At 56.9% G+C, this 22,564-nt stretch carries 21 protein-coding genes and 1 pseudogene; 13 read left to right on the plus strand and 9 right to left on the minus strand.

Going from position 1 to position 22,564, the window contains the following annotated elements; all coding sequences use genetic code 11:
* Positions 1-19: 19 nt before the first annotated feature.
* The 3 genes and pseudogenes from AC4IBF_RS10940 to AC4IBF_RS10950 form a co-directional block, all read right to left on the minus strand.
* Positions 20-1,675, minus strand: coding sequence for a glucan biosynthesis protein D (locus AC4IBF_RS10940; protein WP_491462813.1), 1,656 nt, complete (start codon positions 1,673-1,675; stop codon positions 20-22).
* Between the two features lie 242 nt (positions 1,676-1,917).
* Positions 1,918-2,690, minus strand: a pseudogene (locus tag AC4IBF_RS10945) (transporter substrate-binding domain-containing protein).
* A gap of 11 nt (positions 2,691-2,701) precedes the next feature.
* Positions 2,702-3,871, minus strand: a complete 1,170-nt coding sequence (locus tag AC4IBF_RS10950) for a pyridoxal phosphate-dependent aminotransferase (RefSeq protein ID WP_491462814.1) — start codon at positions 3,869-3,871, stop codon at positions 2,702-2,704.
* Between the two features lie 114 nt (positions 3,872-3,985).
* Between AC4IBF_RS10950 and AC4IBF_RS10955 the strand changes: the two genes are divergently transcribed.
* Complete coding sequence (locus AC4IBF_RS10955) at positions 3,986-4,828, plus strand: LysR family transcriptional regulator (RefSeq protein ID WP_115875029.1); 843 nt, start codon at positions 3,986-3,988, stop codon at positions 4,826-4,828.
* On the opposite strand, the gene AC4IBF_RS10960 is transcribed toward AC4IBF_RS10955, so the two are convergent.
* Together AC4IBF_RS10960 and hglS are read right to left on the minus strand one after the other, a co-directional pair.
* Entirely contained in the window at positions 4,815-6,320 is a 1,506-nt protein-coding gene (locus AC4IBF_RS10960; protein ID WP_491462815.1) for a carboxylesterase/lipase family protein, read from the minus strand. The genes AC4IBF_RS10955 and AC4IBF_RS10960 overlap by 14 nt on opposite strands.
* 43 nt (positions 6,321-6,363) lie before the next feature.
* Positions 6,364-7,707: a 2-oxoadipate dioxygenase/decarboxylase HglS gene (gene hglS / locus AC4IBF_RS10965; protein WP_133294385.1), complete on the minus strand. Its 1,344-nt coding sequence runs from the start codon at positions 7,705-7,707 to the stop codon at positions 6,364-6,366.
* 528 nt (positions 7,708-8,235) lie between these two features.
* Between hglS and AC4IBF_RS10970 the strand changes: the two genes are divergently transcribed.
* From AC4IBF_RS10970 to AC4IBF_RS11005, 8 genes are all read left to right on the plus strand, one after another.
* Positions 8,236-8,421: a con-10 family general stress protein gene (locus AC4IBF_RS10970; RefSeq protein WP_006684659.1), complete on the plus strand. Its 186-nt coding sequence runs from the start codon at positions 8,236-8,238 to the stop codon at positions 8,419-8,421.
* 94 nt (positions 8,422-8,515) lie between these two features.
* Positions 8,516-9,010 (plus strand): YciE/YciF ferroxidase family protein, encoded by a 495-nt coding sequence (locus AC4IBF_RS10975; RefSeq protein ID WP_023311678.1) that lies wholly within the window; start codon positions 8,516-8,518, stop codon positions 9,008-9,010.
* Between the two features lie 23 nt (positions 9,011-9,033).
* The gene (locus tag AC4IBF_RS10980; RefSeq protein ID WP_111964639.1) at positions 9,034-9,237 is read left to right on the plus strand and encodes a hypothetical protein; all 204 of its coding nucleotides are present in this window, start codon (positions 9,034-9,036) and stop codon (positions 9,235-9,237) included.
* 25 nt (positions 9,238-9,262) lie between these two features.
* Positions 9,263-9,769 carry a ferritin-like domain-containing protein gene (locus AC4IBF_RS10985; protein WP_014883791.1) on the plus strand — a complete coding sequence of 169 codons (507 nt, stop codon included), beginning with the start codon at positions 9,263-9,265 and terminating at the stop codon, positions 9,767-9,769.
* A 17-nt stretch (positions 9,770-9,786) separates the two neighbouring features.
* Positions 9,787-10,659, plus strand: a complete 873-nt coding sequence (locus AC4IBF_RS10990) for a manganese catalase family protein (protein WP_008502274.1) — start codon at positions 9,787-9,789, stop codon at positions 10,657-10,659.
* A 67-nt stretch (positions 10,660-10,726) separates the two neighbouring features.
* Positions 10,727-12,130 carry a cytochrome ubiquinol oxidase subunit I gene (locus AC4IBF_RS10995; protein ID WP_143345098.1) on the plus strand — a complete coding sequence of 468 codons (1,404 nt, stop codon included), beginning with the start codon at positions 10,727-10,729 and terminating at the stop codon, positions 12,128-12,130.
* Positions 12,130-13,140, plus strand: a complete 1,011-nt coding sequence (gene cydB, locus AC4IBF_RS11000; RefSeq protein WP_133294382.1) for a cytochrome d ubiquinol oxidase subunit II — start codon at positions 12,130-12,132, stop codon at positions 13,138-13,140. The genes AC4IBF_RS10995 and cydB overlap by 1 nt, the downstream gene beginning before the upstream one ends.
* 8 nt (positions 13,141-13,148) lie before the next feature.
* Positions 13,149-14,774 (plus strand): alpha-amylase family protein, encoded by a 1,626-nt coding sequence (locus tag AC4IBF_RS11005; RefSeq protein WP_143345096.1) that lies wholly within the window; start codon positions 13,149-13,151, stop codon positions 14,772-14,774.
* Here the strand turns inward: AC4IBF_RS11005 and AC4IBF_RS11010 are convergent, their stop codons facing one another.
* The 4 genes from AC4IBF_RS11010 to AC4IBF_RS11025 are packed head-to-tail and all read right to left on the minus strand — an operon-like array spanning position 14,775 to position 17,268.
* Positions 14,775-15,761, minus strand: a complete 987-nt coding sequence (locus AC4IBF_RS11010) for an SDR family oxidoreductase (RefSeq protein WP_104948601.1) — start codon at positions 15,759-15,761, stop codon at positions 14,775-14,777. It abuts the gene before it with no gap.
* Positions 15,762-15,778: 17 nt separating this feature from the next.
* Positions 15,779-16,297, minus strand: a complete 519-nt coding sequence (locus tag AC4IBF_RS11015) for a 2-oxo-tetronate isomerase (RefSeq protein ID WP_133294380.1) — start codon at positions 16,295-16,297, stop codon at positions 15,779-15,781.
* Positions 16,298-16,308: 11 nt separating this feature from the next.
* Positions 16,309-16,755 carry a DUF421 domain-containing protein gene (locus AC4IBF_RS11020; protein WP_127730802.1) on the minus strand — a complete coding sequence of 149 codons (447 nt, stop codon included), beginning with the start codon at positions 16,753-16,755 and terminating at the stop codon, positions 16,309-16,311.
* Positions 16,756-16,764: 9 nt separating this feature from the next.
* On the minus strand, positions 16,765-17,268 hold the full coding sequence (locus AC4IBF_RS11025) for a hypothetical protein (protein ID WP_491462816.1): 504 nt from the start codon (positions 17,266-17,268) through the stop codon (positions 16,765-16,767).
* A gap of 138 nt (positions 17,269-17,406) precedes the next feature.
* Here AC4IBF_RS11025 and AC4IBF_RS11030 point away from each other — a divergent pair, with 138 nt between their 5' ends.
* From AC4IBF_RS11030 to AC4IBF_RS11045, 4 genes are all read left to right on the plus strand, one after another.
* Positions 17,407-17,796 (plus strand): YdeI family stress tolerance OB fold protein, encoded by a 390-nt coding sequence (locus AC4IBF_RS11030; protein WP_045910503.1) that lies wholly within the window; start codon positions 17,407-17,409, stop codon positions 17,794-17,796.
* 64 nt (positions 17,797-17,860) lie between these two features.
* Positions 17,861-18,745: an SDR family oxidoreductase gene (locus tag AC4IBF_RS11035; protein WP_021242539.1), complete on the plus strand. Its 885-nt coding sequence runs from the start codon at positions 17,861-17,863 to the stop codon at positions 18,743-18,745.
* A gap of 180 nt (positions 18,746-18,925) precedes the next feature.
* Positions 18,926-19,849, plus strand: a complete 924-nt coding sequence (locus AC4IBF_RS11040; RefSeq protein ID WP_127730796.1) for a LysR substrate-binding domain-containing protein — start codon at positions 18,926-18,928, stop codon at positions 19,847-19,849.
* Between the two features lie 256 nt (positions 19,850-20,105).
* Positions 20,106-22,487 carry a glucose/quinate/shikimate family membrane-bound PQQ-dependent dehydrogenase gene (locus AC4IBF_RS11045; RefSeq protein WP_252092896.1) on the plus strand — a complete coding sequence of 794 codons (2,382 nt, stop codon included), beginning with the start codon at positions 20,106-20,108 and terminating at the stop codon, positions 22,485-22,487.
* Positions 22,488-22,564 lie beyond the last annotated feature (77 nt).

Below are 22,564 nucleotides of genomic sequence, written 5' to 3' on the forward strand. Positions count from 1 at the left end.
AGAGAGAGGGAATCGATCGTTAACGCATTACCCTGTCGTCAACGTAGTTACGTTTATCCGGCGCCGGTGGGAAATACTGGTACAGCCAGGTTTCACTGATGGCGTCGCCCTGGCAGCGCAGGAACAGACGCATATCCACCGGCTCCGTCGAATCCGACGTCGGGTACCAGTCAAACAGAATTCGATAGCCGTCAAACGGTTCAACGTAGAGGATCTCCACCTGCTTCGCTTCACCGCTGGAGAGCGTAATCACCGGCTCGATGCCTTTTGGCGCAGCGGCCTTCAGATCGCCGCCGACAAAATCTATCGCAAAGCGACGGGCCCATACTTTCGGGTAGTTTTCGCCCGGCGCCCAGCCTTCCGGGAACCCGCCCATGCCGGTACGGGTGGCGAAGACGTTGGCCAGCGGAGAACGCACCGGCGGCATAGCGCTCCAGTAGAGGCGATATTTGAAGTCCAGCTCGTCGCCCGCTTTGACTGCTTTTTCCGGCTGCCAGAAGCAGACCACGTTATCCAGCGTTTCACCGGTGGTCGGGATCTCCATCAGGCCAACCGCGCCTTTCCCCCAGTCGTTACGCGGTTCCACCCACAGGCTTGGACGCTTGTTGTACCACCCCATCACGTCCTGATAGTGGGAGAAATCGCGATCGAGCTGCAGCAGACCGAACCCTTTCGGGTTTTTGTCCATATAGGCATTAAACTGCAGCTTCTGCGGGTTGTTCAGCGGACGACAAATCCACTCACCGTTGCCGCGCCACATCGCCAGGCGGTCGGAGTCATGAATTTGCGGGTGAATGGTGTCACACATGCGGCGTTCGTTATTACCGCAGCTGAACATGCTGGTCATCGGCGCAATGCCGAGCTGCTTGATGTCCTTACGCGCGTAGAGGTGGTTTTCCACCTCCATGATCACCTGGCTCTTCTCGCAGTGGATCACGAATTTATAGGCACCCGTGATGCTCGGGCTGTCGAGCAGCGTATAAACGGTAAAGGTCGTGTCGCCTGGCTTGACGGTTTCAAACCAGAAGGAGGTAAAGTCCGGGAACTCTTCCGGCGTGTCGGTAAAGGTGTCTACCGCCAGACCGCGGGCGGAAAGGCCGTACTGGTAGGTGTCATCCACCGCGCGGAAGTAGCTCGCGCCCAGGAAGGAGACGATATCGCGACGCGCCAGCTCCGGCGCCTTAAAGGCGCGGAAGCCCGCAAAGCCGAGATCGCTTTGCCCTTCCAGCTGTTTTGTATCCACGCCCGTTTCAGCGTAGCTGAACAGCTCCGGACGGAAGTGGATCTCACGCGCCATAGAGGTCGACTGGTCCAGCGAGAACATCCGCACGCGACGGCGGAACCCCATTCCCATATGGAAGAACTGCACGTCCAGCTGACGCCCTTCAATGTTGTTCCACAGAGACTGTTTTTCATCGTAGCGGATGGCGTTGTACGCCTGCGGCGTCATGGTGGCCAGCGTCTCCGGCAGCGGGCGCGGCGCGCCACCCCAGGGGGTTTTTGCCAGGTCATGCGCCATGGATTGCAGTACGGAGAAGTCAAAACGACGGCTCTGGCCGTCAGCAATGTCAGAGTCGGCGGCGTATGCCGCTTTGGAAAACAGGGAGGCAAGGCCGGATGTGCCGCTCAGGGCTGCCACTGCCAGCGAGCCTTTTAGAAAACGTCTGCGATTCATGCCTGGAAAAACGTCCTTATGGTCGTGTGAATGTGTTCCGCGCTCGGCGAAATGACGGCAAGAAAGAACGCACAGCCTAAACAAAAATGGTTAAGAATCCAATTGTTGGCCGGTGATTATATGAACAAAGTGAGAAATATTTTCTGTCGACCAGAACGGCCCGAAAGTGGTGTAAAGAAAGCCTGGAAAATGTGTAGAAAAATGCCCCGGCGCGACATCGTTCACCGGGGCCAATGAGGCGGTTATTTTACGCTGACATCGATACCCGGGAAGTACTTATCAGCGAGTTTGGCGATCGTGCCGTCGGCACGTACTTTATCAATTGCGGCATCAAGCTGCTTTTTGGTGGCCTCGTCACCTTTACGCAACCCAAAGCCGATCCCACTGCCGAGGATAGTGTCGTCAGACACCGGCTTGCCGATGAAGCCAAACCCTTTCCCCTGCGGCTTGCTGAGGAAACCTGCCTGCCCGGCCGCGGACATGACCAGCGAGGCGTCGATACGGCCATTCAGCAGATCGCCCCAGGCCATATTCTGATCTTTATAAGACACCACGGTGACACCCTGCTTTTCCCAGTGCTCTTTGGCATAGGTTTCCTGAATGGAGCCCTGCAGCACGCCGATGGTTTTCCCCTTCAGCCCTTCAGGCGTCGCCTCGACCGCCGTACCGGCCTTGCCCACCAGCTGCGACGGAATACGGTAGATAGGCTGGGTAAAATCAATGCTCTTGCGGCGCTGCTCGGTGATATTCATCGCCGAGTTAATGGCGTCGAATTTCTTCGCCACCAGGCCCGGGATCAGCGCATCAAACGAGGTTTCCACCCAGCTGCACTTCAGCGCTGCCGCTTTGCAGATGGCATTCCCCAGCTCAACGTCAAACCTTTCAGTTCGCCTGCCGCATTGCGGCTTTCAAACGGCGGATATTCGGCTTCCAGACCGTAACGCAGCTCGGACGCCGCGAAGGAGGAAAAGGTACACAGCAATCCCATGCCGACAACTAGCGCGCGTAATTTCATTTCAAAACTCCTTAGCGTGGTTTAACCCGACACAGGGCATGGGCACCTGCCCGTAACGTTGCCTCATCTTTCGCAAAAGAGAGACGAATCAATTTATTATCCGTACCGTCCGCATAAAACGCCGACAGCGGAATAGTGGCAACACCGTACTCAACGATCAGCCGCTTCACCAGATCGCTGTCGCGCTCGTCGCTGAACTGGCTGTAGTCCGCCAGCATGAAGAACGATCCGGCGCTGGGCAGCAGCGTGAACGGCGAATCGGCCAGCAGACTCTGCAGCAGATCGCGCTTGCGCTGGTAAAACGCCGACAGCGACAGCCAGGTTTGCGGGTCGACCATATGTTCAGCAAACGCTTGCTGCATTGGCGTATCGGCAGAGAACATTAAAAATTGATGGACTTTACAAATCTCGTCCATCAGCACCGCCGGTGCAACACAGTAACCCACGCGCCAGCCGGTGACGTGATAGGTTTTTCCGAAAGAAGAAATAATCACGCTACGCTCCGCCAGCTGCGGGTGCGTAGCCATCCCATGGTGCGGCTCACCGTCAAAAACCACGTGTTCATACACTTCGTCAGACAAAATAATGATGTCAGTATTGCGCGTCAGCGCCGCCAGCTGCTGCAGATCGTTGGCCGAAAAGACCTGACCGCTCGGGTTGTGCGGCGTATTGATGATAATCATGCGCGTGCGCGGGGTGATAGCAGCCCGGACCTCATCCCAGTTGACGGCAAAATCCGGCACGGTCAGCTTGATGGCAATTGGGGTTGCCCCCTGCAGACGGACAATCGGCGCGTAGCTGTCAAAAGAGGGCTCAAAGTAAATCACCTCATCACCCGGGTGCACCAGCCCGCTAATCGCCGAATAGAGACCTTCGCTGGCGCTGGCGGTCACCAGGACCTCGCCGGCCGGGTCATACCGCGTGCCGTAAAGCGTGGCAATTTTATCGGCAATGCGCTCTTTGAGCGGCTGCAGGCCGGTCATCGCCGCATACTGGTTATGCCCCGACTCCATTGCGCGGGTGACGCCCGCAATCAGCTTCGGGTCGCAGGAAAAATTCGGTGCGCCCTGAGAAAGGTTAATCGCGTTATGCTGCGCCGAGAGCTGGCCGATAACGGTAAAAATGGTGGTGCCCACATCGGGCAGTTTGGAGCGCGTCTGCACTGGCGTTCGTAAAGTCATCCTCTTTCCCTTCTCATGGACATTGCATAACTATTCAAACAACATCTCTGTTGTCGGGACAATCGAATTGTTGTCATAATAGCCATGATAAAAATGCATAGCTGAGGGTTTTCCATGTCGCGCCGTTCGCTCCCGCTCAATGCCATCGACGCATTTTTAGTCACCGCGCGTCACCTGAATCTGACCCATGCTGCCGCAGAACTTTGCCTGACGCAGGGGGCCGTGAGCCGCAAGATCGCGTCCCTCGAAGCGTGGTTTGGCTTTCCGCTTTTTGAACGCCATGCGCGCGGCCTGCGCCTCTCTTCGCAGGGCAGCGCCCTGCTTCCGGAGCTGCAGTCTGCTTTTGAACAATTGCTGACCGTAGCCGATCGGGCCCGGAGCCAGCAGACCGTGATCCGGCTCAAGGCGCCCACCTGCGCCATGCGCTGGCTGGTGCCGCGCCTGCTGGAGGTTGAGCGTGAGCAGCCGGATCTGCAGATCGCCCTGACCACCACCACCGATCACAACGTCAATTTCAAAACCGAATCTTACGACGCGGCCATCGTGTTCGGCACGCACATGAGCGCAGGCGACCTGCTGTTCGAAGAGGCGCTCACCCCGGTGATAAGCCCGGTGCGGGCGGGTGCAACGCTGGGATCGCTGACGTTCCTGCACCCCACAAGGGATAAGACAGACTGGTCGCTGTGGCTGACGAAACAGGAAGGTCCGGGCTTTGCCATGCACAAAAATCAACACTTCGACACGATGGATCTCGCGATTACGGCCGCCATTCAGGGGCTGGGCGTGGCCATTGCCGACGAAACGCTGGTGGCCGAAGATGTCCGCGCCGGAAGGCTGATGCGGCCCTATGAGACAAGCATTAAAACCGGCGCCAGCTACCGGCTGGTGCTGCGCGAAACGCCAGGCGAGGAAAATGGACTGGCGGCGTTTCGCGCCTGTTTGCTTAATCGAGGCTGACGTGGTGCTTCATCACCCGTTTGAAGAGGCTCATCCGGGCGCGCATAAAGCGGTTTTCAAGCCTGAAACCTGCATGTTTATTCACGCCAATGCGTAATAAAACGTCCCGGCCTTTACGGCATGCGGGCCAGTGCGTCGGCCCTGGCAGGATCTCGCGAGGACCAGCGTCACGCGCAAAGCTCACCCAGTAATCGGCCACGTGGGCAGCAAACTGCAGATCCCGTTCGTTGACGTACTGACGTGAAGGCTCTACCTGACCTAACGTATCAAAGACATAGGGAACCTCGTTGCCGTGCCAGGCACCGTTGATATAGGTGGCATGTTCCGCTTCCGCGACATAGTCAAACCAGTAACGCCAGCACAATCCGCGGACGCGCTGCTGAGCCTGCATCACGACGTAGCCCATCGTGGTGAACGCCATGTCGCGGCACACCTGCCTGCCCAGCTCTTCATCGCCTTTGACGCCAGGATAGAGCAGCTTAATCAGCCCCAGTCCGAAGCGCCGCTCCCGGCGGAGCTTCTGGATTTGCCCGGCGAGATCGATGCCAAACACCGCCATTACGCTGGCCTCATCGCTGTTCGACCCAATCATTACCGGTACGGGATGCTGGCGGGCCGCGAAAAAGACGTCCAGCATCGCTTCGGGCAGAACGCAGTCCCCGACGATGGGCGCGGGTGCGACGTTCAGCGGCGCGGTTAACGGCCAGAACGCCTCGGGCGGAATGGCGCGCAGCTGCTCAGCAGTCGCCTTCTCCAGGCCAAAATGGGCGGCCAGCGCCTCCCCTTTTTGCAGCGCCTGCTCGCGCGGCGTGTCCGGCAAGGTGTACCCGCTTTGCACAATAGCCTTATGGAACAATCCTGCCGCCAGCGGCGAGGCCATCAGAGAAAGCACGCTGCGCGCACCGGCGGATTCGCCAAACAGGGTCACGTTAGCGGGGTCGCCACCAAATGCGGTGATATTGTCCCTAACCCATTCGAGCGCGGCGATCTGATCCAGCAGTGCAAAATTATGCACCACGCGATCTTCCTCGCCCTCCAACGCGGGATGGGCGAAAAAGCCGAGATGGCCGAGACGGTAGTTGATCGTCACGACAACAACGCCTCGCGTAGCCAGCGCTTTACCGCTATAGGGCGGTAACCCCCCCGCGCCAATGGTAAAGCCACCACCGTGCAGCCAGACCATAACCGGAAGCGCCCCGGCGCGCTCTTTGGGGGACCAGACGTTCAGATAAAGACAGTCTTCCGAGAACTGACCGGGATCGCCTCCGCCCAGCTCCTGACAATATTCGCTGCTTTGCCAGCTTGAGGCCGAAAAGGCGGTGGCCTCGCGAACGCCATCCCACGGCTCAGGGGGCCGCGGGGAGCGCCAGCGCCACTCGCCCACGGGCGGTGCAGCATAAGGAATACCGCACCAGACGTGGACATTTTCATCGGTTAAACCAGAAAGTGCGCCCTGGCGCGTTTCAACCACAGGGGCGGAAGGATTTTGCATAACGACCTTATTTTTTCCATCACACCCCAGCAGAGTAACGATTTCAGAGCAAACCGCAACGCTGTTTGCTGCGCGTTTCAGCCTCCTGGTAGAGCGTAAACTCGTCATATACCGGGCAGCCCAGCGCGTCTTCAAACGCATCGCGGCTGGCGTTACCGTGGCTGCGGGCCTGTGTTTCATTCCCGAGATTGGACTGGAAAATCCCCGCGGCGCTGACCGGGAGGAAATCTTCGTAGGTGATCGGCTGGGCAACCACCCATCCGCGCTCGATCAGCGGTTGCGGATCGTCTCCCGGCCGGAACGCATGGCGATGCGCTTCTCCCGCGGGCGTCAGACGGTAGCGGAAATACGCCAGCTCCTGACGGCGCATCAACAGTTCGCTGTCAGGGAAGGCGCTAAAGATATCGCGCAGATGCAGCTGGTGGGTCAGGTTATCTTTGCCGGTGCCTGCCTGGGCAAGCAGGCTATCGTACAGCTCCCGGCCTTTCGGGGTCAGCGCCACGCCGCGCTGTTCAATCTCACCGAAGCGCGCGGTGTGGGTGCCCTTATGTTCCCCGGCAAACAGCACCGGCTCTTCCAGCGCCTTGAAGCTGGTTTGACGCAGCAGGACGGGCACCTCGCGACGCGGCGGGCCTTCTATCAGAATTTTCGGCTCGATACCGTACTTCGGCATCAGCTCCTGCACCCGATCAATATCCAGCGTGCGCGGCGTGAGGTGGTTAATGTGGCAGCCGGGGAAGCAGACCACATCGGCAATCAACCGGTGCTCGTTGTGCAGCGCAAGATAGGTTTCCCGATCGACCGTCGCGTGACGGTGCCAGCGGAAGGTTTCCAGCGCTTCCTGCACAAACTCGTGCGCCTGCTCGTCAGTAAACTGCCCTTCCGATTCATACAGATCGAGAAGCGCCAGACAGCGCGGGGTGAAGATGTTCCGGTGAGAGAGGATTTCCGCCGCACGTTCGCGCAGCGCGACGTTTTCAATCAGCTCAAGGCGCAGCAGCGACGTAAAGATGCGGAACGGATTACGGCACAGCGCCGCATCATCGATCGGGCGAAACGCCGTTGAGTGAACCGGCACCCCCGCCTGGGAGAGATCGTAATAGCTGACCGGGTACATGCCCATAATGGCAAACATACGGCGCAGGGTTGAAAGTTCTTGCGCACTGCCAACGCGAATTGCTCCGTGACGCTCCACGTTCAGGCGCGCAAGCTCATCAGCGTTTGCCAGTTGTTCATGTAATAGTGGATTATTTTCCAGAACCGTCAGGTTTACGTCCGCAACCAGTTCAAGCAAGGTGCCGTACTGCGGAACTTCCTGCTGGTACATCGCCGACATAGCCTGCGAAAAGTGTTCCCGAATGTCATCAGCCGTGATGGTGTTCGCCATGATGTCATGCCTCCAGTGAATATTACCTGGAGTGTAGAGAAACCCGTTCCTTCCGGGGGGAAGAATTTCTGAATTGTGATCTTAAGACGACAGTGGTCAAACCGTGTGCTACTGGTCCCTGAACAGCGCCGAACGGAACCGCCCTTTAAACCTGAACGCTTTTATCCAGGATTTTACTTATAATTATTTAGGGTTCCGCTTTCTAGCTATAAAGGAGTATTTTTGGGGTCTCTCCTGAATGCAAATTAACCAATTCGAGTAAGCCATTATTTTTATCCTCACCTTTCAAATTTTTAGCTCGAAGTTAGGATTAATCTGAATGGCTGTTTACAAGTCCTTCCTGTCTATCCATATTTCCCTTTTAAGCGAAGCGTAAATTTACAAATATTTAAAAATAACGCAACCGCAAATAGCAAAACGCATTTGACGGATACCGCACAGCGACTAGAGTTATTACTCGAACGACGAGTGATACGGAATATTTTCGTATCGTACTGGCATAACCAATATATGACTATGAGGTTTAATATGGCAGAGCATCGTGGTGGTTCCGGTAATTTCGCTGAAGACCGTGAAAAAGCATCAGAAGCTGGACGTAAAGGTGGCCAGCATAGCGGTGGGAACTTTAAAAACGATCCGCAACGCGCTTCTGAAGCGGGTAAGAAAGGTGGACAGAGCAGTCACGGCGGAGGCCGTAAATCTGATAACTCCTGATCTTATTTAATACTCTTTTAATAAAACCAGAGAGCATGCTGCGGGCTGAAAAGCTCGCAGTACCCTTTCTATATTTTACCGGAGCGTAATTATTATGAATATGAAAAGCGTCGAGGATGTCTTTATTCATCTTCTGTCGGATACCTACAGCGCAGAAAAGCAGCTTACCCGAGCGTTAAGCAAGCTTGCCCGCGCCGCCTCCAGCGAGAAGCTGAGCGCTGCTTTTACCGCCCACTTGGAAGAGACGCAGGGCCAGATTGAACGTATTGACCAAATCGTTGAGCAGGAAGACGGTATTAAGATCAAACGCATGAAGTGCGTGGCGATGGAAGGCTTAATTGAAGAAGCCAACGAAGTCATCGAAAGTACGGAAAAAAATGAAGTACGTGATGCCGCACTTATTGCCGCCGCGCAAAAAGTCGAACATTACGAAATTGCCAGCTACGGTACCCTTGCCACATTAGCAGAGCAACTGGGCTATAAAAAAGCCGTTAAGCTTCTTGCCGAAACGCTGGAAGAAGAAAAAGAGACCGACCTTAAACTCACCGACCTGGCCGTAGGAAATATTAACCAAAAAGCGCAGAAATGACGCAATAATACAGGTTAAATAAAATGAGCATCAGTCCCAGGACAATTAAACGGTGCCATTTGGCGGCAGCAATAATATGGTTCATTCTCGCTATCCCTTCCGTAATATGGTGGAAGAACAGCGTGCTATGGGTCATTATCATCAGTATTTATGCCAATATTGTCGGCCATTTATCTGGCTATAGTGCCGCACGTGCCGATCAGGCTGCTGAAAGTGAGAACAAATAAGCGAACCCCTAATGAGGATACAATGATGAATCACGTAGAACACTACCATGACTGGCTACGCGATGCCCATGCAATGGAAAAGCAAGCCGAATCAATGCTGGAATCCATGGCCAGCCGTATCGATAATTATCCTGATGTTCGCGCCAGAATTGAGCAACATATTAATGAGACAAAACGGCAAATCACATTGCTGGAGGAAATCCTCGACCGTAATGATATTTCTCGTTCGGTCTTAAAAGACTCGATGAGCAAAATGGCGGCGCTGGGACAATCCATCGGCGGCATGTTCCCTTCCGACGAAATCGTGAAGGGCTCAATCAGCGGCTATGTTTTTGAACAGTTTGAAATCGCTTGCTATACCTCCCTGCTCGCGGCGGCGAAAAAAGCGGGCGATACCGCTTCAATACCCGCTATTGAGACGATCCTCGCCGAAGAGCGCGAAATGGCCGACTGGCTGATTCGTCATATCCCGCAAACGACGGAACAGTTCCTGCTGCGTTCAGACGCGTCGGGTGTCGAAGCGAAAAAATAACCCACAGGAGAGTGAGCATGTTTCGACACGTCAAACAGCTGCAATACACGGTTCGCGTCGCCGAACCGAATCCCGGCCTTGCCAACCTTTTACTGGAACAATTTGGCGGGCCGCAGGGTGAACTGGCTGCCGCCTGCAGGTACTTTACGCAAGGGTTGAGCGATGACGATCCGGGCCGTAAGGATATGCTGATGGATATCGCAACCGAGGAGTTAAGCCACCTCGAAATTATCGGCACCCTGGTCGGCATGCTGAATAAAGGTGCCAAGGGGGCGCTGGCGGAAGGGGTGGAAAATGAGGCCGAGCTGTATCGCTCCATGACCGAAAACGGGAATGACAGCCACATCACCTCCCTGCTCTACGGCGGCGGCACTCCGCTCACCAACTCAGCGGGCGTGCCCTGGACGGCGGCCTACGTCGACACCATTGGCGAGCCGACGGCGGATCTGCGTTCGAACGTGGCGGCCGAAGCCAGAGCCAAAATCATCTATGAACGGCTGATCAACGTGACCGACGATCCCGGCGTTAAGGACGCGCTGGCGTTTCTGATGACGCGTGAGGCGGCGCATCAGCTCTCCTTTGAGAAGGCGCTGCAGTCCATCCGTAATAATTTCCCGCCGGGAAAACTGCCGCCAATCGAGGAATTCACCAACAAGTACTACAATATGTCTGAAGGTGGAGAGGTTCGCGGAAGCTGGAACAGCGATAAACATTTCGATTACGTTGAGTCCCCCCAGCCTGCGGTTGACGGCGGCGATGGCAGTGCCAGCGTGACGCTCACAACCGAGCAGGCAACTCTGGTTAAGGCGATGTCTGCCCGCACGAAGTCCGATCCACATTCCGACCCGCTGACCGGTGCCGAGCTGGGTGCCGGTAAGACTAAACCGTAATCGGTTTGCCGGGCAGTCCTGAACTGCCCGGCAAGTCGCGTGCCCCATCGTCTCAGAGGTACGGACCATGTTCGAACTCGATGCATTTCATCTGGCCAGAATTCAGTTCGCTTTTACCGTCTCGTTCCATATCCTTTTTCCCGCGATCACCATCGGCCTCGCCAGCTATCTGGTGGTGCTGGAAGGCATGTGGCTGCGCACCAAAAACGACGTCTGGCGATCGCTATACCACTTCTGGCTAAAGATATTTGCCGTTAACTTCGGCATGGGCGTCGTTTCCGGGCTGGTTATGGCGTATCAGTTTGGCACCAACTGGAGCGGGTTCTCCCAGTTCGCGGGCAGCATTACCGGCCCGCTTCTGACCTATGAGGTGTTAACCGCCTTCTTCCTGGAGGCCGGATTCCTCGGCGTTATGATGTTCGGCTGGAACAAGGTCGGCCCGGGGCTGCACTTCTTTTCGACCTGCATGGTGGCGCTCGGCACGCTAATGTCGACCTTCTGGATCCTCGCCTCCAACAGCTGGATGCATACGCCGCAGGGTTTCACTATCGAAAATGGGCAGGTTATTCCGCAGGATTGGCTGGCCATCGTTTTTAACCCCTCCTTCCCTTACCGTCTTATTCATATGGCTATCGCCGCGTTCCTGAGCAGCGCGCTGTTTGTCGGCGCGTCGGGTGCCTGGCACCTGCTGCGCGGGAACGATACGCCAGCCGTTCGCACCATGTTTTCGATGGCGATGTGGATGGCGCTGCTGGTCGCACCCATTCAGGCGGTGGTGGGCGATATGCACGGCCTGAACACGCTTGAGCATCAGCCGGCGAAAATCGCCGCTATTGAGGGGCACTGGGAAAATCCGCCCGGCGAGGCCACCCCGCTGCTGCTGTTTGGCCTGCCGGATATGGAGGAGGAGCGCACCAAATACGGTCTGGAGATCCCTGCCCTCGGCAGCCTGATCCTGACGCACAGTCTGGATAAACAGGTCCCCGCGCTGAAAGACTTCCCAAAAGAGGATCGCCCAAACTCGACCATCGTTTTCTGGTCGTTCCGCGTGATGGTCGGGATGGGGCTGCTGATGATTACCCTCGGTCTGGTCAGCCTCTGGCTGCGCTATCGCCATCGACTTTACCACTCGCGTCCGTTCCACTGGTTTGCCCTCTGCATGGGGCCTGCCGGGCTGCTGGCGCTGCTCGCCGGCTGGGTGACCACCGAAGTGGGCCGTCAGCCGTGGGTCGTCTATGGCTACCTGCGCACCATCGACGCGGTATCGCTGCACAGCACCCTGCAGATGAGCATCAGCCTGCTGGCGTTCTTCGTCGTCTACTCATCCGTGTTTGGCGTGGGCTATGTTTATCTTATCCGGCTGATTAAGAAAGGTCCTCAGCCCGTCGATACGCTGACGTCAAACACCTCGGGCACGCCTGCCCGTCCGCTGTCAGCCGCGGAGTCTGTTCCGGAAGAGGAGAGAATCTGATGGGCGTCGATATCTCGGTGATTTGGTTTGCCATCATCGTTTTTGCCACGCTGATGTATATCATTATGGACGGCTTCGACCTGGGGATTGGCCTGCTGTTTAACTTCGTGGGCGATGCGAAAGAGCGCGATGTGATGGTCAACAGCGTCGCGCCCGTCTGGGACGGCAACGAGACCTGGCTGGTGCTCGGCGGCGCGGGGCTTTTCGGCGCGTTTCCGCTGGCCTACGCGGTCATTATTGATGCGCTGACGATCCCGCTCACCGCAATGCTGATCGGCCTCATTTTCCGCGGGGTCGCCTTCGAGTTCCGATTTAAAGCCACCCCTTCACACCGCAAATTCTGGGACTACTCCTTTGCCGGCGGCTCCCTGCTCGCTACCTTCAGCCAGGGCGTGGTGGTGGGCGCCGTGATCAACGGCTTTGACGTGGAGGGCCGACGCTATGTCGGCTCGGCGCTGGACTGGCTCACCCCCTTCAACCTCTTCTGCGGCATCGGGCTGGTCGTTGCCTACACGCTGCTGGGCACCACCTGGCTCATTATGAAAAGCGAAGGCGCGCTGCAACAGCGCATGCGCGAGCTGACCCGCCACGTGCTGCTTGCGCTGATGGTGGTTATCGCGGTGGTCAGCGTCTGGACGCCGCTCGGCTGGCAGTACGTCGCCGACCGCTGGTTTACCCTGCCCAACTTCTTCTGGTTCCTGCCGGTTCCGCTGCTGGTCGGGATCTTCAGCGTGCTGATCTGGCGCCTGACCCGCAATCCGGACAGCCACGCGCGCCCTTTCCTGCTGACGCTGGGGCTGATCTTCCTCGGGTTCAGCGGGCTGGGTATCAGCCTCTGGCCGAACATTATTCCGCCGCGCATCACCCTGTGGGAGGCCGCAGCTCCGCCTGCCAGCCAGCTGTTTATGCTGGTCGGGACGTTACTGATTATTCCGGTGATCCTGGTATACACCGCCTGGAGCTATTACGTGTTCCGGGGCAAGGTTTCGGATACTGAAGGCTATCACTGAGGAACGCTATGACGGACTGGCATACACGGGCCATTATTTACCAGATTGATACCGCACTCTTTTATGACCTGAACGGCGATGGCTGCGGGGACATCGCCGGGATAACGGCCAAGCTGCGCTACATTCGCCGCATGGGGGCGACAGTTATCTGGATCACCCCGTTTTACCTCACGCCCTTTCTTGATGAAGGCTATGACGTCAGCGACCATCTCCAGGTGGATCCCCGCTTCGGAAAGCTGGCCGATATCATCGCCTTTATCGAACAGGCCCGCGAGCTGGGCATGCAGGTCATTATCGAGCTGCTGATCCAGCACACCTCCGACGCGCATCCCTGGTTCCAGCAGGCCCGCCGCAACCCGGCATCACCCTACCGGGATTACTACCTCTGGTCAGATAACGACGAGGACGATACGCCCCCCATGTTTCCCGGCGTCGAAAAGAGCATCTGGAGCTGGGACGACGAGGCGGGACAATACTACCGGCACATGTTCTATCGCCACGAACCGGATCTGAACCTCACCTCGCCCGCGGTGCTGAAAGAGATTGAGAACATCATCCTCTTCTGGCTCAAGCTGGGCGTGTCGGGATTTCGACTGGATGCCGCATCTCACCTGACCACCCAGGCGGGAAACGGTGATGAAAAAAAGGGCCTGTGGATCCTCGAGCATATGCGTCGTCTTATCGAGCAACACAACCCGGACGCGATCCTGCTGGGTGAGGTCGACGTTGAGGTGGAGGCCTATCAGGACTACTTTGGCAATAATGACCGCCTGAATCTGGTGCTCAATTTCTGGCTCAACAAGTATTTTTACGTCAGCCTGGCCCGCAAAAGCGCCCGTCCGCTGCGCAACGCGGTGAAGGAGATGATCGTCCCGCCCGATTCATGCTGTTTTGCCAACTGGCTGCGCAATCACGACGAGCTGGATCTGGAGGGCATCAGCCAGAAAGACAAACAGTTTGTCCTCGATACCTTCGCCCCTGATAAGGAGATGAACGTCTACCAGCGCGGGATCCGCCGCCGCCTGGCGCCGATGCTCAACGGCGATCTGAAGCGGCTGGCGTTCTGCCATGCGGTGCTATTTTCCCTGCCCGGCGTTCCGGTGATGCGCTATGGCGATGAGATCGGCATGGGGGATGACCTCGCTCTGGAGGAGCGCTACGCTGTGCGCACCCCGATGCAGTGGGCGGGATCGCAAGGCGGCGGTTTTTCGGCAGCCGACCCGAAAAAATTTATCGCGCCGATTATCGACCGCGGCCCTTATCGCTATCAGAAAATCAACGTCGCCGATTCGCTGCTCCACCGCAACTCGCTCCTGCACCGGATCATTGATATCGCCAATACCCGCTCGGAGTTCCCCGAAATCGCCGTTGCGCCCTTTCGGCTCCTCACGATCGATAGTGACGCGGTGCTGGGGATCTATTACGAGACCGAAGAACGCAGCATTCTGACCTTTGTTAACTTCAGTGACCAGCCGGTGCAGTTCACCGTGAAGGGGATCCGCAACGCCACCTGGACCGCCTGTCTTGCGGACAAACGCTACGATGACGCGCTGGTTTGCGGTAAAACCGTTGAGCTCAGCCTTGGCGGCTACGGCTATCGCTGGTTCTGGACGCACCGCAGCGCGCTGCGCTGATTATGGTTTCCGGCGGGTTAGCAAACGCGTCAACACAATACCCGCCAACGCCAGCCCCCCTAACGCCACTTTGCCCGGCATACCGGAGGTCACGGACGACGCGCGGGTTTTCGCTTCATCAGTGAAACGGCCATGGATTTTGTGCAGGTCGTTAACCGGCTGGTCGAGATAATCCCGACGGTCCGGCGCGTTCAGATCGTCGGTCATCTGGCCTTCCCAGGCTTTCTTCACCATCAGCCTGTCCAGAAAACCCGGGAAGAGGAACTGCCCGACAATCGACTGAATGGTGCTGCTGCCAACCCACAGCTCGCGTACCGGCTTTTGCGCCACCCTGAAGATGGCGCTGGCGGCGACTTCAGGCTCGAACACCGGCGGTACCGGCCGCATTGCCCAGGCGAACTTATTCCTTGCCCATTCAAACTGCGGCGTGTTAAGCCCCGGCATCTGCACCATCGAAAGCTGAACCCGGCTGTTTTCATGCATCAGCTCGGTACGCACCGCATCGGTAAACCCGCGGATCGCCGCTTTGGCCCCGCAGTAGGCGGACTGCAGGGGAATGGAACGGTAGGCCAGCGCGGACCCTACCTGGATAATCACGCCCCTGTCGCGCGGAACCATAAGCTCCAGCGCCGCGCGGGTGCCGTTCACGTAGCCGAGGTACGTCACCTCAGTCACGCGCCGAAACTCGTCCGGCGTAAGGGTACGAAACGGTGCCAGCACGGCCCCCATGGCATTATTCACCCAGACATCAATCGCGCCGAGGCGATACTCAATCTCGTTAGCCGCATCCACCACCGCCTGACTGTCGGCGACGTCCGCCTGCACGGCGTGTGCATTTACGCCGAAGCGGCGCAACTCTTCCTGGGTGGAGTGCAGGCTTGCTTCATCGCGGGCGATGAGGCCCACATCGTAACCTGCTTTTGCAAAGTGCAGCGCCGTGGCTTTTCCCACGCCCGCCGTCCCACCGGTAATTACTATGACAGCCATAGAACCTCCACGTGAACTCAACCGTTATGCCCGTCCGACAATGCTGTCACCAGCTCGGCCAGCGAAAAATGCACCGCTTTTTCCACCACGTCCTGACAGTCTCCGGAAAACAGTACGGTGCGGGTTTGCGTCTCGCCGCGAATGTTCCACGCAAAGCAGACCGTCCCCGCCGCCGTGCCGTCGTCGCCCCCTTCCGGGCCAGCATAGCCGCTGATGGCGATACTGATATCAGCCTGGGCGATGTCGCGGATGCTGGCGGCCATCTCGGTCACCGTCTGCTCACTGACCGCGGTATACCGCGCGAGCGTCTCAGGACGAACGCCGAGGATCCGTGCTTTGGCTTCGTCGCTGAATACGACCAGGCCAACATCATAAAAATCGGCCGTGTTCTCTTCGGCACAAAGTGCTACCGATAGCTTTCCGCCGGTACAGGATTCCGCCGTGGTTAAGCGAAGCCCGAGATCGGTTAATTTGCTCGCCAGTTTTTTCGTCAGTTCACCCACGGTATAATTGTTGTCGTGAAAAAGATTGCTCATCTTTGCGCCTCTTATTTCTCGAATGGAATGATTGAAATATGTCCATTGCGCTCCAGTATGGCATATTTAATTTGGCTTATTTCGTTAATACCATTATTTTGACGCGCCGACACCAGAATATCATCACAGGATACATCGACTTTTTTCAATTTATCGGCTAACGGCACGCCGTTCTCAACCAGAATAACGGGAGTACCGTCCAGAATATTCTCTACGGGCGAAAAATACTTTTTCATAAGGCCAAAAATAATATCCACCACCACCAGGGTGGTAATCGTAATCATCGCGCCGGTGACGGAAAAATCCTGTCCCAGAAGCGCCTGTTGCGTGGCTTCACTAATTATCAGGAGCAGAATGAGATCGAAGCTAGTCATCTGCAGCAGCGCACGCCGCCCGGCCACTTTAAAAACCACCACGAGGAACAGATAAATCGCCAGCGCACGAAAGACCATATCCATATCAGCCTCCTAGGGGTAAATAAATTGCCAGAAGGTTATCTCCGGCTCGCTGTTAATACGGATGGTTGTGTTCCATTTACCGGCTCTCGAAGGCGTGTTGAAGAATAACACCGCGAAGCGGTCTGACTTTTTCAGGTTGTTATAGACGAAATAGAGGGTCTTGCCACGGCTGAACATGCTGTCCGGCTGCGGCCAGACGCTGCCAGGCTCGTAAACATCGCTGCTCTCGCTGGTCATGCTGAGAACATACTTACCCTCTGATTGCACCGGGAACGCCAGCTCCATTCGCGTCTCCGTCTCCCGGCGGCCAAACCGTTCATAGCTTATGGTCAGTGATTTTGCGGAATTGGTTTTGACCGTATCGCTGACCCACCCGCTTGAAAACAGACCGGCGATAGCCGCGATGATAATAGCCAGCAGAACAATAAAACCCACCTGACGAAACGCGTATTCAAACGTCAGCAAGCGAAAACTCTCATCTATCCCGGGCAACTTTTCATTTTCACGCTTCATGGTCATCGTCACCGTTTCGCTTATTATCCGATAAGTTTGATTTCTCACGCGAATGTTTTTAGGACTTATCACATTTGCCACATAAAGGAATAGCAACAATACTTAATAAGTCAAGACACCCAAAATGAAGGATATCCGATGAAATTATCGCTTATTTCCGCTTTTATGATATTTCTGGTTCCGGCCGCCTTCGCAGATAATAACGGCGGGTTACAAAAAGGTGAAGCCCCGCCGCCACCCCATGCGCTGGATAGCGGATATCGCGGAACCGATGATGCGCGTATTATGACCATCGATCAGGCAAAACAACTGCACGACGGTGCCACCATTTCACTGCGCGGTAATCTTATTGACGGTAGCGGCGATAAGTTTGTATTTCAGGATAAAACCGGAAAAATCGACGTTATTATTCCCCAGGCAGTCTTCGATGGCAGAACGGTAAAACCCGACCAGATGATCAGCATCAACGGTTCGCTTGATAAAAAATCATCTCCTGCCGTCGTCCGCGTCGATCGTTTGCAGAAATAATTCAGCGAAGCGTTAACGCTGCAGTTATCCATCAAATCTCACCCCTTGGCTTAAGGAGTCAGCTATGAGTGATACCCAACAACGTACGAACGCTTATCCGCAGCCCCCGTTCCCGGAACAGCCACAAACGCCACCGGGACTGGCATCCGAAATGCAGCCTGTACCCGACCACGGGGAAACCAGCTACAAAGGGCATGGCCGCCTGGCCGGTAAAAAAGCGCTGATCACCGGCGGTGACTCGGGTATCGGTCGCGCAGTGGCCATCGCCTATGCCCGTGAAGGCGCTGACGTGGCGATTAACTATCTGCCTGAAGAGGAAAAAGACGCCGCGGAGGTCATCGACCTGATCAAAGCCGAAGGCCGGAACGCCGTCGCGCTGCCGGGGGACGTTCGGGACGAAACCTTCTGCCAGAACCTGGTCGAAGAAGCCGTCTCGAAGCTGGGCGGGCTGGATATTCTGGTCAACAACGCCGGTCGCCAGCAGTTCCGTGAATCCCTCGAAGAGCTGACTACTGAAGATTTTGACGCGACGTTTAAAACCAACGTTTATGCTCCTTTCTGGATCACGAAGGCGGCCCTGCGGCACCTGAAGGCCTCGTCCGTTATCATTAATACCTCCTCCGTTCAGGCCGTGAAGCCAAGCCCGGTGCTGCTGGACTACGCCCAGACCAAAGCCTGTCTGGCGGTATTTACCAAATCCTTAGCCAAGCAGCTGGGTCCGAAAGGCATTCGCGTCAACGCGGTCGCTCCCGGCCCATACTGGACGGTGCTGCAGTCCAGCGGCGGCCAGCCGATGGAAAAAGTGAAGGAGTTTGGCGGAGATACCCCGCTGGGACGTCCGGGTCAGCCCGTCGAGATCGCCCCGCTGTACGTCACGCTGGCCTCGGATGAATGTTCGTTTACGTCCGGCCAGGTGTGGTGTTCTGACGGCGGTGACGGCGTAATCTAACCGCTTAACCCTTTCCCCTCAGCAATGAGCAATAAATGAACAAGGACGTTCGCTCTTATTCCCCGCCGAAAAACATGTTGTAACTCAAACAGATCAAATGTTAAAAATATTTTGCTATCAGGTTATCAAAATTAAATAACTTAACTTGTCACCCGCATCGCTCTGTTTTTAACATCGCCTATGGAAAAAAATGGTCTGTTCAGTCAGCGCATACGCTTGCGCCATTTGCATACATTTGTGGCCGTCGCTCAACAGGGAACGCTGGGGCGTGCGGCTGAAACTCTTAACCTGAGCCAGCCTGCGCTCTCAAAAACCCTCAACGAGCTTGAACAGCTGACCGGCGCCCGTCTTTTTGACCGCGGTCGGCTGGGGGCGCAGCTTACCATCGTGGGCGAACAGTTCCTTACGCACGCCGTTAAGGTGCTGGATGCGCTCAATACCGCAGGCCAGTCCCTGCACCGAAAAGAAGAACACACCAGCGAGGTCGTCCGCGTCGGGGCCCTGCCCACCGCCGCGCTCGGCATTCTTCCGCCGGTGATTGGCCAGTTCCACAAGCAGCAACGGCATACCACAATTCAGGTTGCCACCATGAATAACACCATGCTGCTCGCGGGGCTGAAATCGGGCGAGCTGGATATCGGTATCGGCCGCATGTCCGACCCTGAACTGATGGGGGGTCTCAATTACGAACTGCTGTTCCTGGAGTCCCTGAAGCTGGTGGTTCGTCCCGATCACCCGCTGCTGCAGGACACGGTGACGTTAAGCCGCGTCATGGAGTGGCCGGTGGTGGTGTGCCCCAAAGGGACCGTCCCGCGCCAGACCGCCGAAACCTTGCTGCAAATGCAGGGGTGTACGCTGCCCTCAGGGTGTATCGAAACGCTGTCAGCCTCGCTTTCACGCCAGCTTACGCTGGATTATGACTACGTCTGGTTCGTCCCTTCCGGGGCGGTAAAAGATGATTTACGCCAGGCAACGCTGATCGCGCTGCCGATTACCTCCCCTGGCCCCGGTGAACCTATCGGCATACTGACCCGCGTCGACACCCCACTCTCAACGGGTGCGCAGACGCTGCTGAGCGCCATCCGTAAATCAATGCCGGTTTAGAACCTTTTTGCCCCTCGCCCTGACCCTCTCCCCTTAGGGGCGAGGGGGTTGACCTGTGCGTTAATCAAATAATGCGGAATAAATCATTAACAATTGCGTAAAACAATTTAACAGTTTTATCATAGCGGCGAATTCACCAAATGGTTCGCAAATTATTTGATATAAACGAATTCACCGGTATTAACCATCAATCCCACCGCATTTATTACCCAACTGGTACATACCCGACACAGCGGGGGGAGCTAAGGAGACAGAAATGGCATTTGGCAGCGCGCCGCGCGGGATACCTCGTATTCTGCAGTGGCTTCTTGCCGGACTGATGATGCTCATCGGTCTGGCCGTCGGCGGGTTGGGCTTAAAGCTCGCCACCGTGGGCGGAAGTAGTTACTTCCTGATAATGGGCGTGGTAATGGTGATTGCCGCGATCCTGATTTTCCTCAACCGCACCAGCGGGATTGTGCTTTACGGCATCGCGTTTATCGCCTCGCTATTCTGGGCGGTAAGCGATGCGGGCTGGGATTTCTGGCCGCTCTTCTCCCGCCTGTTTACCTTTGCCGTACTGGCGTTCCTGTGCACCATCGTCTGGCCCTTCCTGCGCACGGCAAACTACGCTGCACCGAACAAGACGCCCGCCTTTGGCGTCGCGGCCCTGCTCGCGGTGGCCATGCTGGTCAGCCTGGGCTGGATGTTTAAGCCGCAGACCCTCGTGGCAGCGAACGAGCCCGTTCCGGTGAAACCCGTCGCCCCCGGCGAGCAGCAAAAGAACTGGGAGCACTGGGGCAATACCACCCACGGCGACCGTTTCGCCGCGCTGGACCAGATCAACAAGCAAAACGTCAGCTCGCTGAAAGTCGCGTGGGTTGCGCACACCGGCGATATTCCGCAGAGCAACGGCTCGGGTGCGGAAGATCAAAACACGCCTCTGCAGGTTGGCGACACGCTGTACGTCTGTACCCCATACAGTAAAGTGCTGGCGCTGGACGTGGATTCCGGTAAAGAAAAATGGCGCTACGATTCCAAAGCCACGGCCCCTAACTGGCAGCGCTGTCGCGGTCTGGGCTATTTTGAAGACCACTCTAGCGTGACAACGTCACAGGCAGAAACACAGCCTGCGGCATGCCCTCGCCGCCTGTTCCTGCCCACTACCGATGCCCGTCTGATTGCCATCAACGCGGATACCGGCAAGGTCTGCGAAGACTTCGGCGACCATGGCACCGTGGATCTGAGCGTCGGCATGGGTGAGATTAAGCCCGGATATTATCAGCAAACCTCGACGCCGCTGGTTGCCGGGAACGTTGTCGTCGTCGGCGGTCGCGTCGCAGATAACTACTCAACCGGCGAGCCGCCGGGCGTGGTGCGCGCCTACGACGTTCACACCGGTAAGCTGGCCTGGGCGTGGGATCCGGGTAATCCGAACCTGACCGGCCTGCCGCCGGAAGGCCAGACCTACACCCGCGGTACGCCGAACGTCTGGTCCGCGATGTCCTACGACGCCAAACTGAACCTGATCTACCTGCCAACCGGCAACGCCACGCCAGACTTCTGGGCGGGAGAGCGTACCGCGCTGGACGATAAGTACAGTTCATCCATCGTCGCCGTCGACGCGGCCACCGGTCAGGTTCGCTGGCATTTCCAGACTACCCACCACGACCTGTGGGACTTCGACCTGCCTTCCCAGCCGCTGCTGTACGACCTGCCTGACGGTAAGGGCGGCACCACGCCTGTGCTGGTGCAGACCAGCAAGCAGGGCATGATCTTCATGCTTAACCGCGAAACCGGTAAGCCGGTCGCGAAGGTAGAGGAACGCCCTGTCCCGGCGGGTAACGTTGAAGGTGAACGCTATTCCCCGACCCAGCCGTACTCCGTCGGCATGCCGATGATTGGCAACCAGACGCTGACCGAATCCGACATGTGGGGCGCGACGCCTGTCGACCTGCTGCTGTGCCGCATTCAGTTTAAAGAGATGCGTCATCAGGGCGTCTTCACCCCACCGGGTCTCGACCGTTCCCTGCAGTTCCCTGGCTCACTCGGCGGGATGAACTGGGGCAGCGTCTCCGTTGACCCGAACAACAGCCTGATGTTTGTCAACGATATGCGCCTGGGCCTGGCAAACTATATGGTGCCGCGCGCAAACGTGGCGAAAAATGCCAGCGGCATCGAGATGGGGATAGTTCCAATGGACGGCACGCCGTTCGGCGCGATGCGTGAACGCTTCCTGTCGCCGCTGGGCATTCCGTGCCAGAAGCCGCCGTTTGGCACCATGTCAGCCGTTGACCTGAAAACCGGCAAGCTGGTGTGGCAGGTTCCTGTCGGCACGGTGGAAGATACCGGCCCGCTGGGCATTCGCATGCACATGCCAATCCCGATCGGCATGCCGACCCTGGGCGCGTCGCTCTCTACCCAGTCCGGCCTGCTGTTCTTTGCCGGTACCCAGGATTTCTACCTGCGCGCGTTTGATACCGCCACCGGGAAAGAGATCTGGAAAGACCGCCTGCCGGTTGGCAGCCAGTCCGGCCCGATGACCTACGTGTCGCCGAAAACCGGTAAGCAGTACATCATCATTAACGCCGGTGGCGCCCGCCAGTCGCCGGACCGCGGTGATTACGTTATCGCGTACGCATTACCCGATAAGAAATAAGATGTGAAAAAGGGACCGAAAGGTCCCTTTTTTGTAGGTCAGTTTTTGTAGGTCGGGTAAGCGAAGCGCCACCCGAC

The organism is Enterobacter sp. Taxon_8 (assembly GCF_058354585.1).

Coding starts and splice junctions, on each gene's coding strand:
- AC4IBF_RS11005 (WP_143345096.1), top strand. CDS start 13,149: ATGACGGACTGGCATACACGGGCCATTATTTACCAGATTGATACCGCA.
- AC4IBF_RS10950 (WP_491462814.1), bottom strand. CDS start 3,871: ATGACTTTACGAACGCCAGTGCAGACGCGCTCCAAACTGCCCGATGTG.
- AC4IBF_RS11025 (WP_491462816.1), bottom strand. CDS start 17,268: ATGAAGCGTGAAAATGAAAAGTTGCCCGGGATAGATGAGAGTTTTCGC.
- AC4IBF_RS11040 (WP_127730796.1), top strand. CDS start 18,926: ATGGAAAAAAATGGTCTGTTCAGTCAGCGCATACGCTTGCGCCATTTG.
- AC4IBF_RS11015 (WP_133294380.1), bottom strand. CDS start 16,297: ATGAGCAATCTTTTTCACGACAACAATTATACCGTGGGTGAACTGACG.
- AC4IBF_RS10990 (WP_008502274.1), top strand. CDS start 9,787: ATGTTTCGACACGTCAAACAGCTGCAATACACGGTTCGCGTCGCCGAA.
- AC4IBF_RS11010 (WP_104948601.1), bottom strand. CDS start 15,761: ATGGCTGTCATAGTAATTACCGGTGGGACGGCGGGCGTGGGAAAAGCC.
- AC4IBF_RS10955 (WP_115875029.1), top strand. CDS start 3,986: ATGTCGCGCCGTTCGCTCCCGCTCAATGCCATCGACGCATTTTTAGTC.
- AC4IBF_RS10960 (WP_491462815.1), bottom strand. CDS start 6,320: ATGCAAAATCCTTCCGCCCCTGTGGTTGAAACGCGCCAGGGCGCACTT.
- AC4IBF_RS11030 (WP_045910503.1), top strand. CDS start 17,407: ATGAAATTATCGCTTATTTCCGCTTTTATGATATTTCTGGTTCCGGCC.
- cydB (WP_133294382.1), top strand. CDS start 12,130: ATGGGCGTCGATATCTCGGTGATTTGGTTTGCCATCATCGTTTTTGCC.
- AC4IBF_RS10940 (WP_491462813.1), bottom strand. CDS start 1,675: ATGAATCGCAGACGTTTTCTAAAAGGCTCGCTGGCAGTGGCAGCCCTG.
- AC4IBF_RS11020 (WP_127730802.1), bottom strand. CDS start 16,755: ATGGATATGGTCTTTCGTGCGCTGGCGATTTATCTGTTCCTCGTGGTG.
- AC4IBF_RS10980 (WP_111964639.1), top strand. CDS start 9,034: ATGAGCATCAGTCCCAGGACAATTAAACGGTGCCATTTGGCGGCAGCA.
- AC4IBF_RS10970 (WP_006684659.1), top strand. CDS start 8,236: ATGGCAGAGCATCGTGGTGGTTCCGGTAATTTCGCTGAAGACCGTGAA.
- hglS (WP_133294385.1), bottom strand. CDS start 7,707: ATGGCGAACACCATCACGGCTGATGACATTCGGGAACACTTTTCGCAG.
- AC4IBF_RS10995 (WP_143345098.1), top strand. CDS start 10,727: ATGTTCGAACTCGATGCATTTCATCTGGCCAGAATTCAGTTCGCTTTT.
- AC4IBF_RS11045 (WP_252092896.1), top strand. CDS start 20,106: ATGGCATTTGGCAGCGCGCCGCGCGGGATACCTCGTATTCTGCAGTGG.
- AC4IBF_RS10975 (WP_023311678.1), top strand. CDS start 8,516: ATGAATATGAAAAGCGTCGAGGATGTCTTTATTCATCTTCTGTCGGAT.
- AC4IBF_RS11035 (WP_021242539.1), top strand. CDS start 17,861: ATGAGTGATACCCAACAACGTACGAACGCTTATCCGCAGCCCCCGTTC.
- AC4IBF_RS10985 (WP_014883791.1), top strand. CDS start 9,263: ATGAATCACGTAGAACACTACCATGACTGGCTACGCGATGCCCATGCA.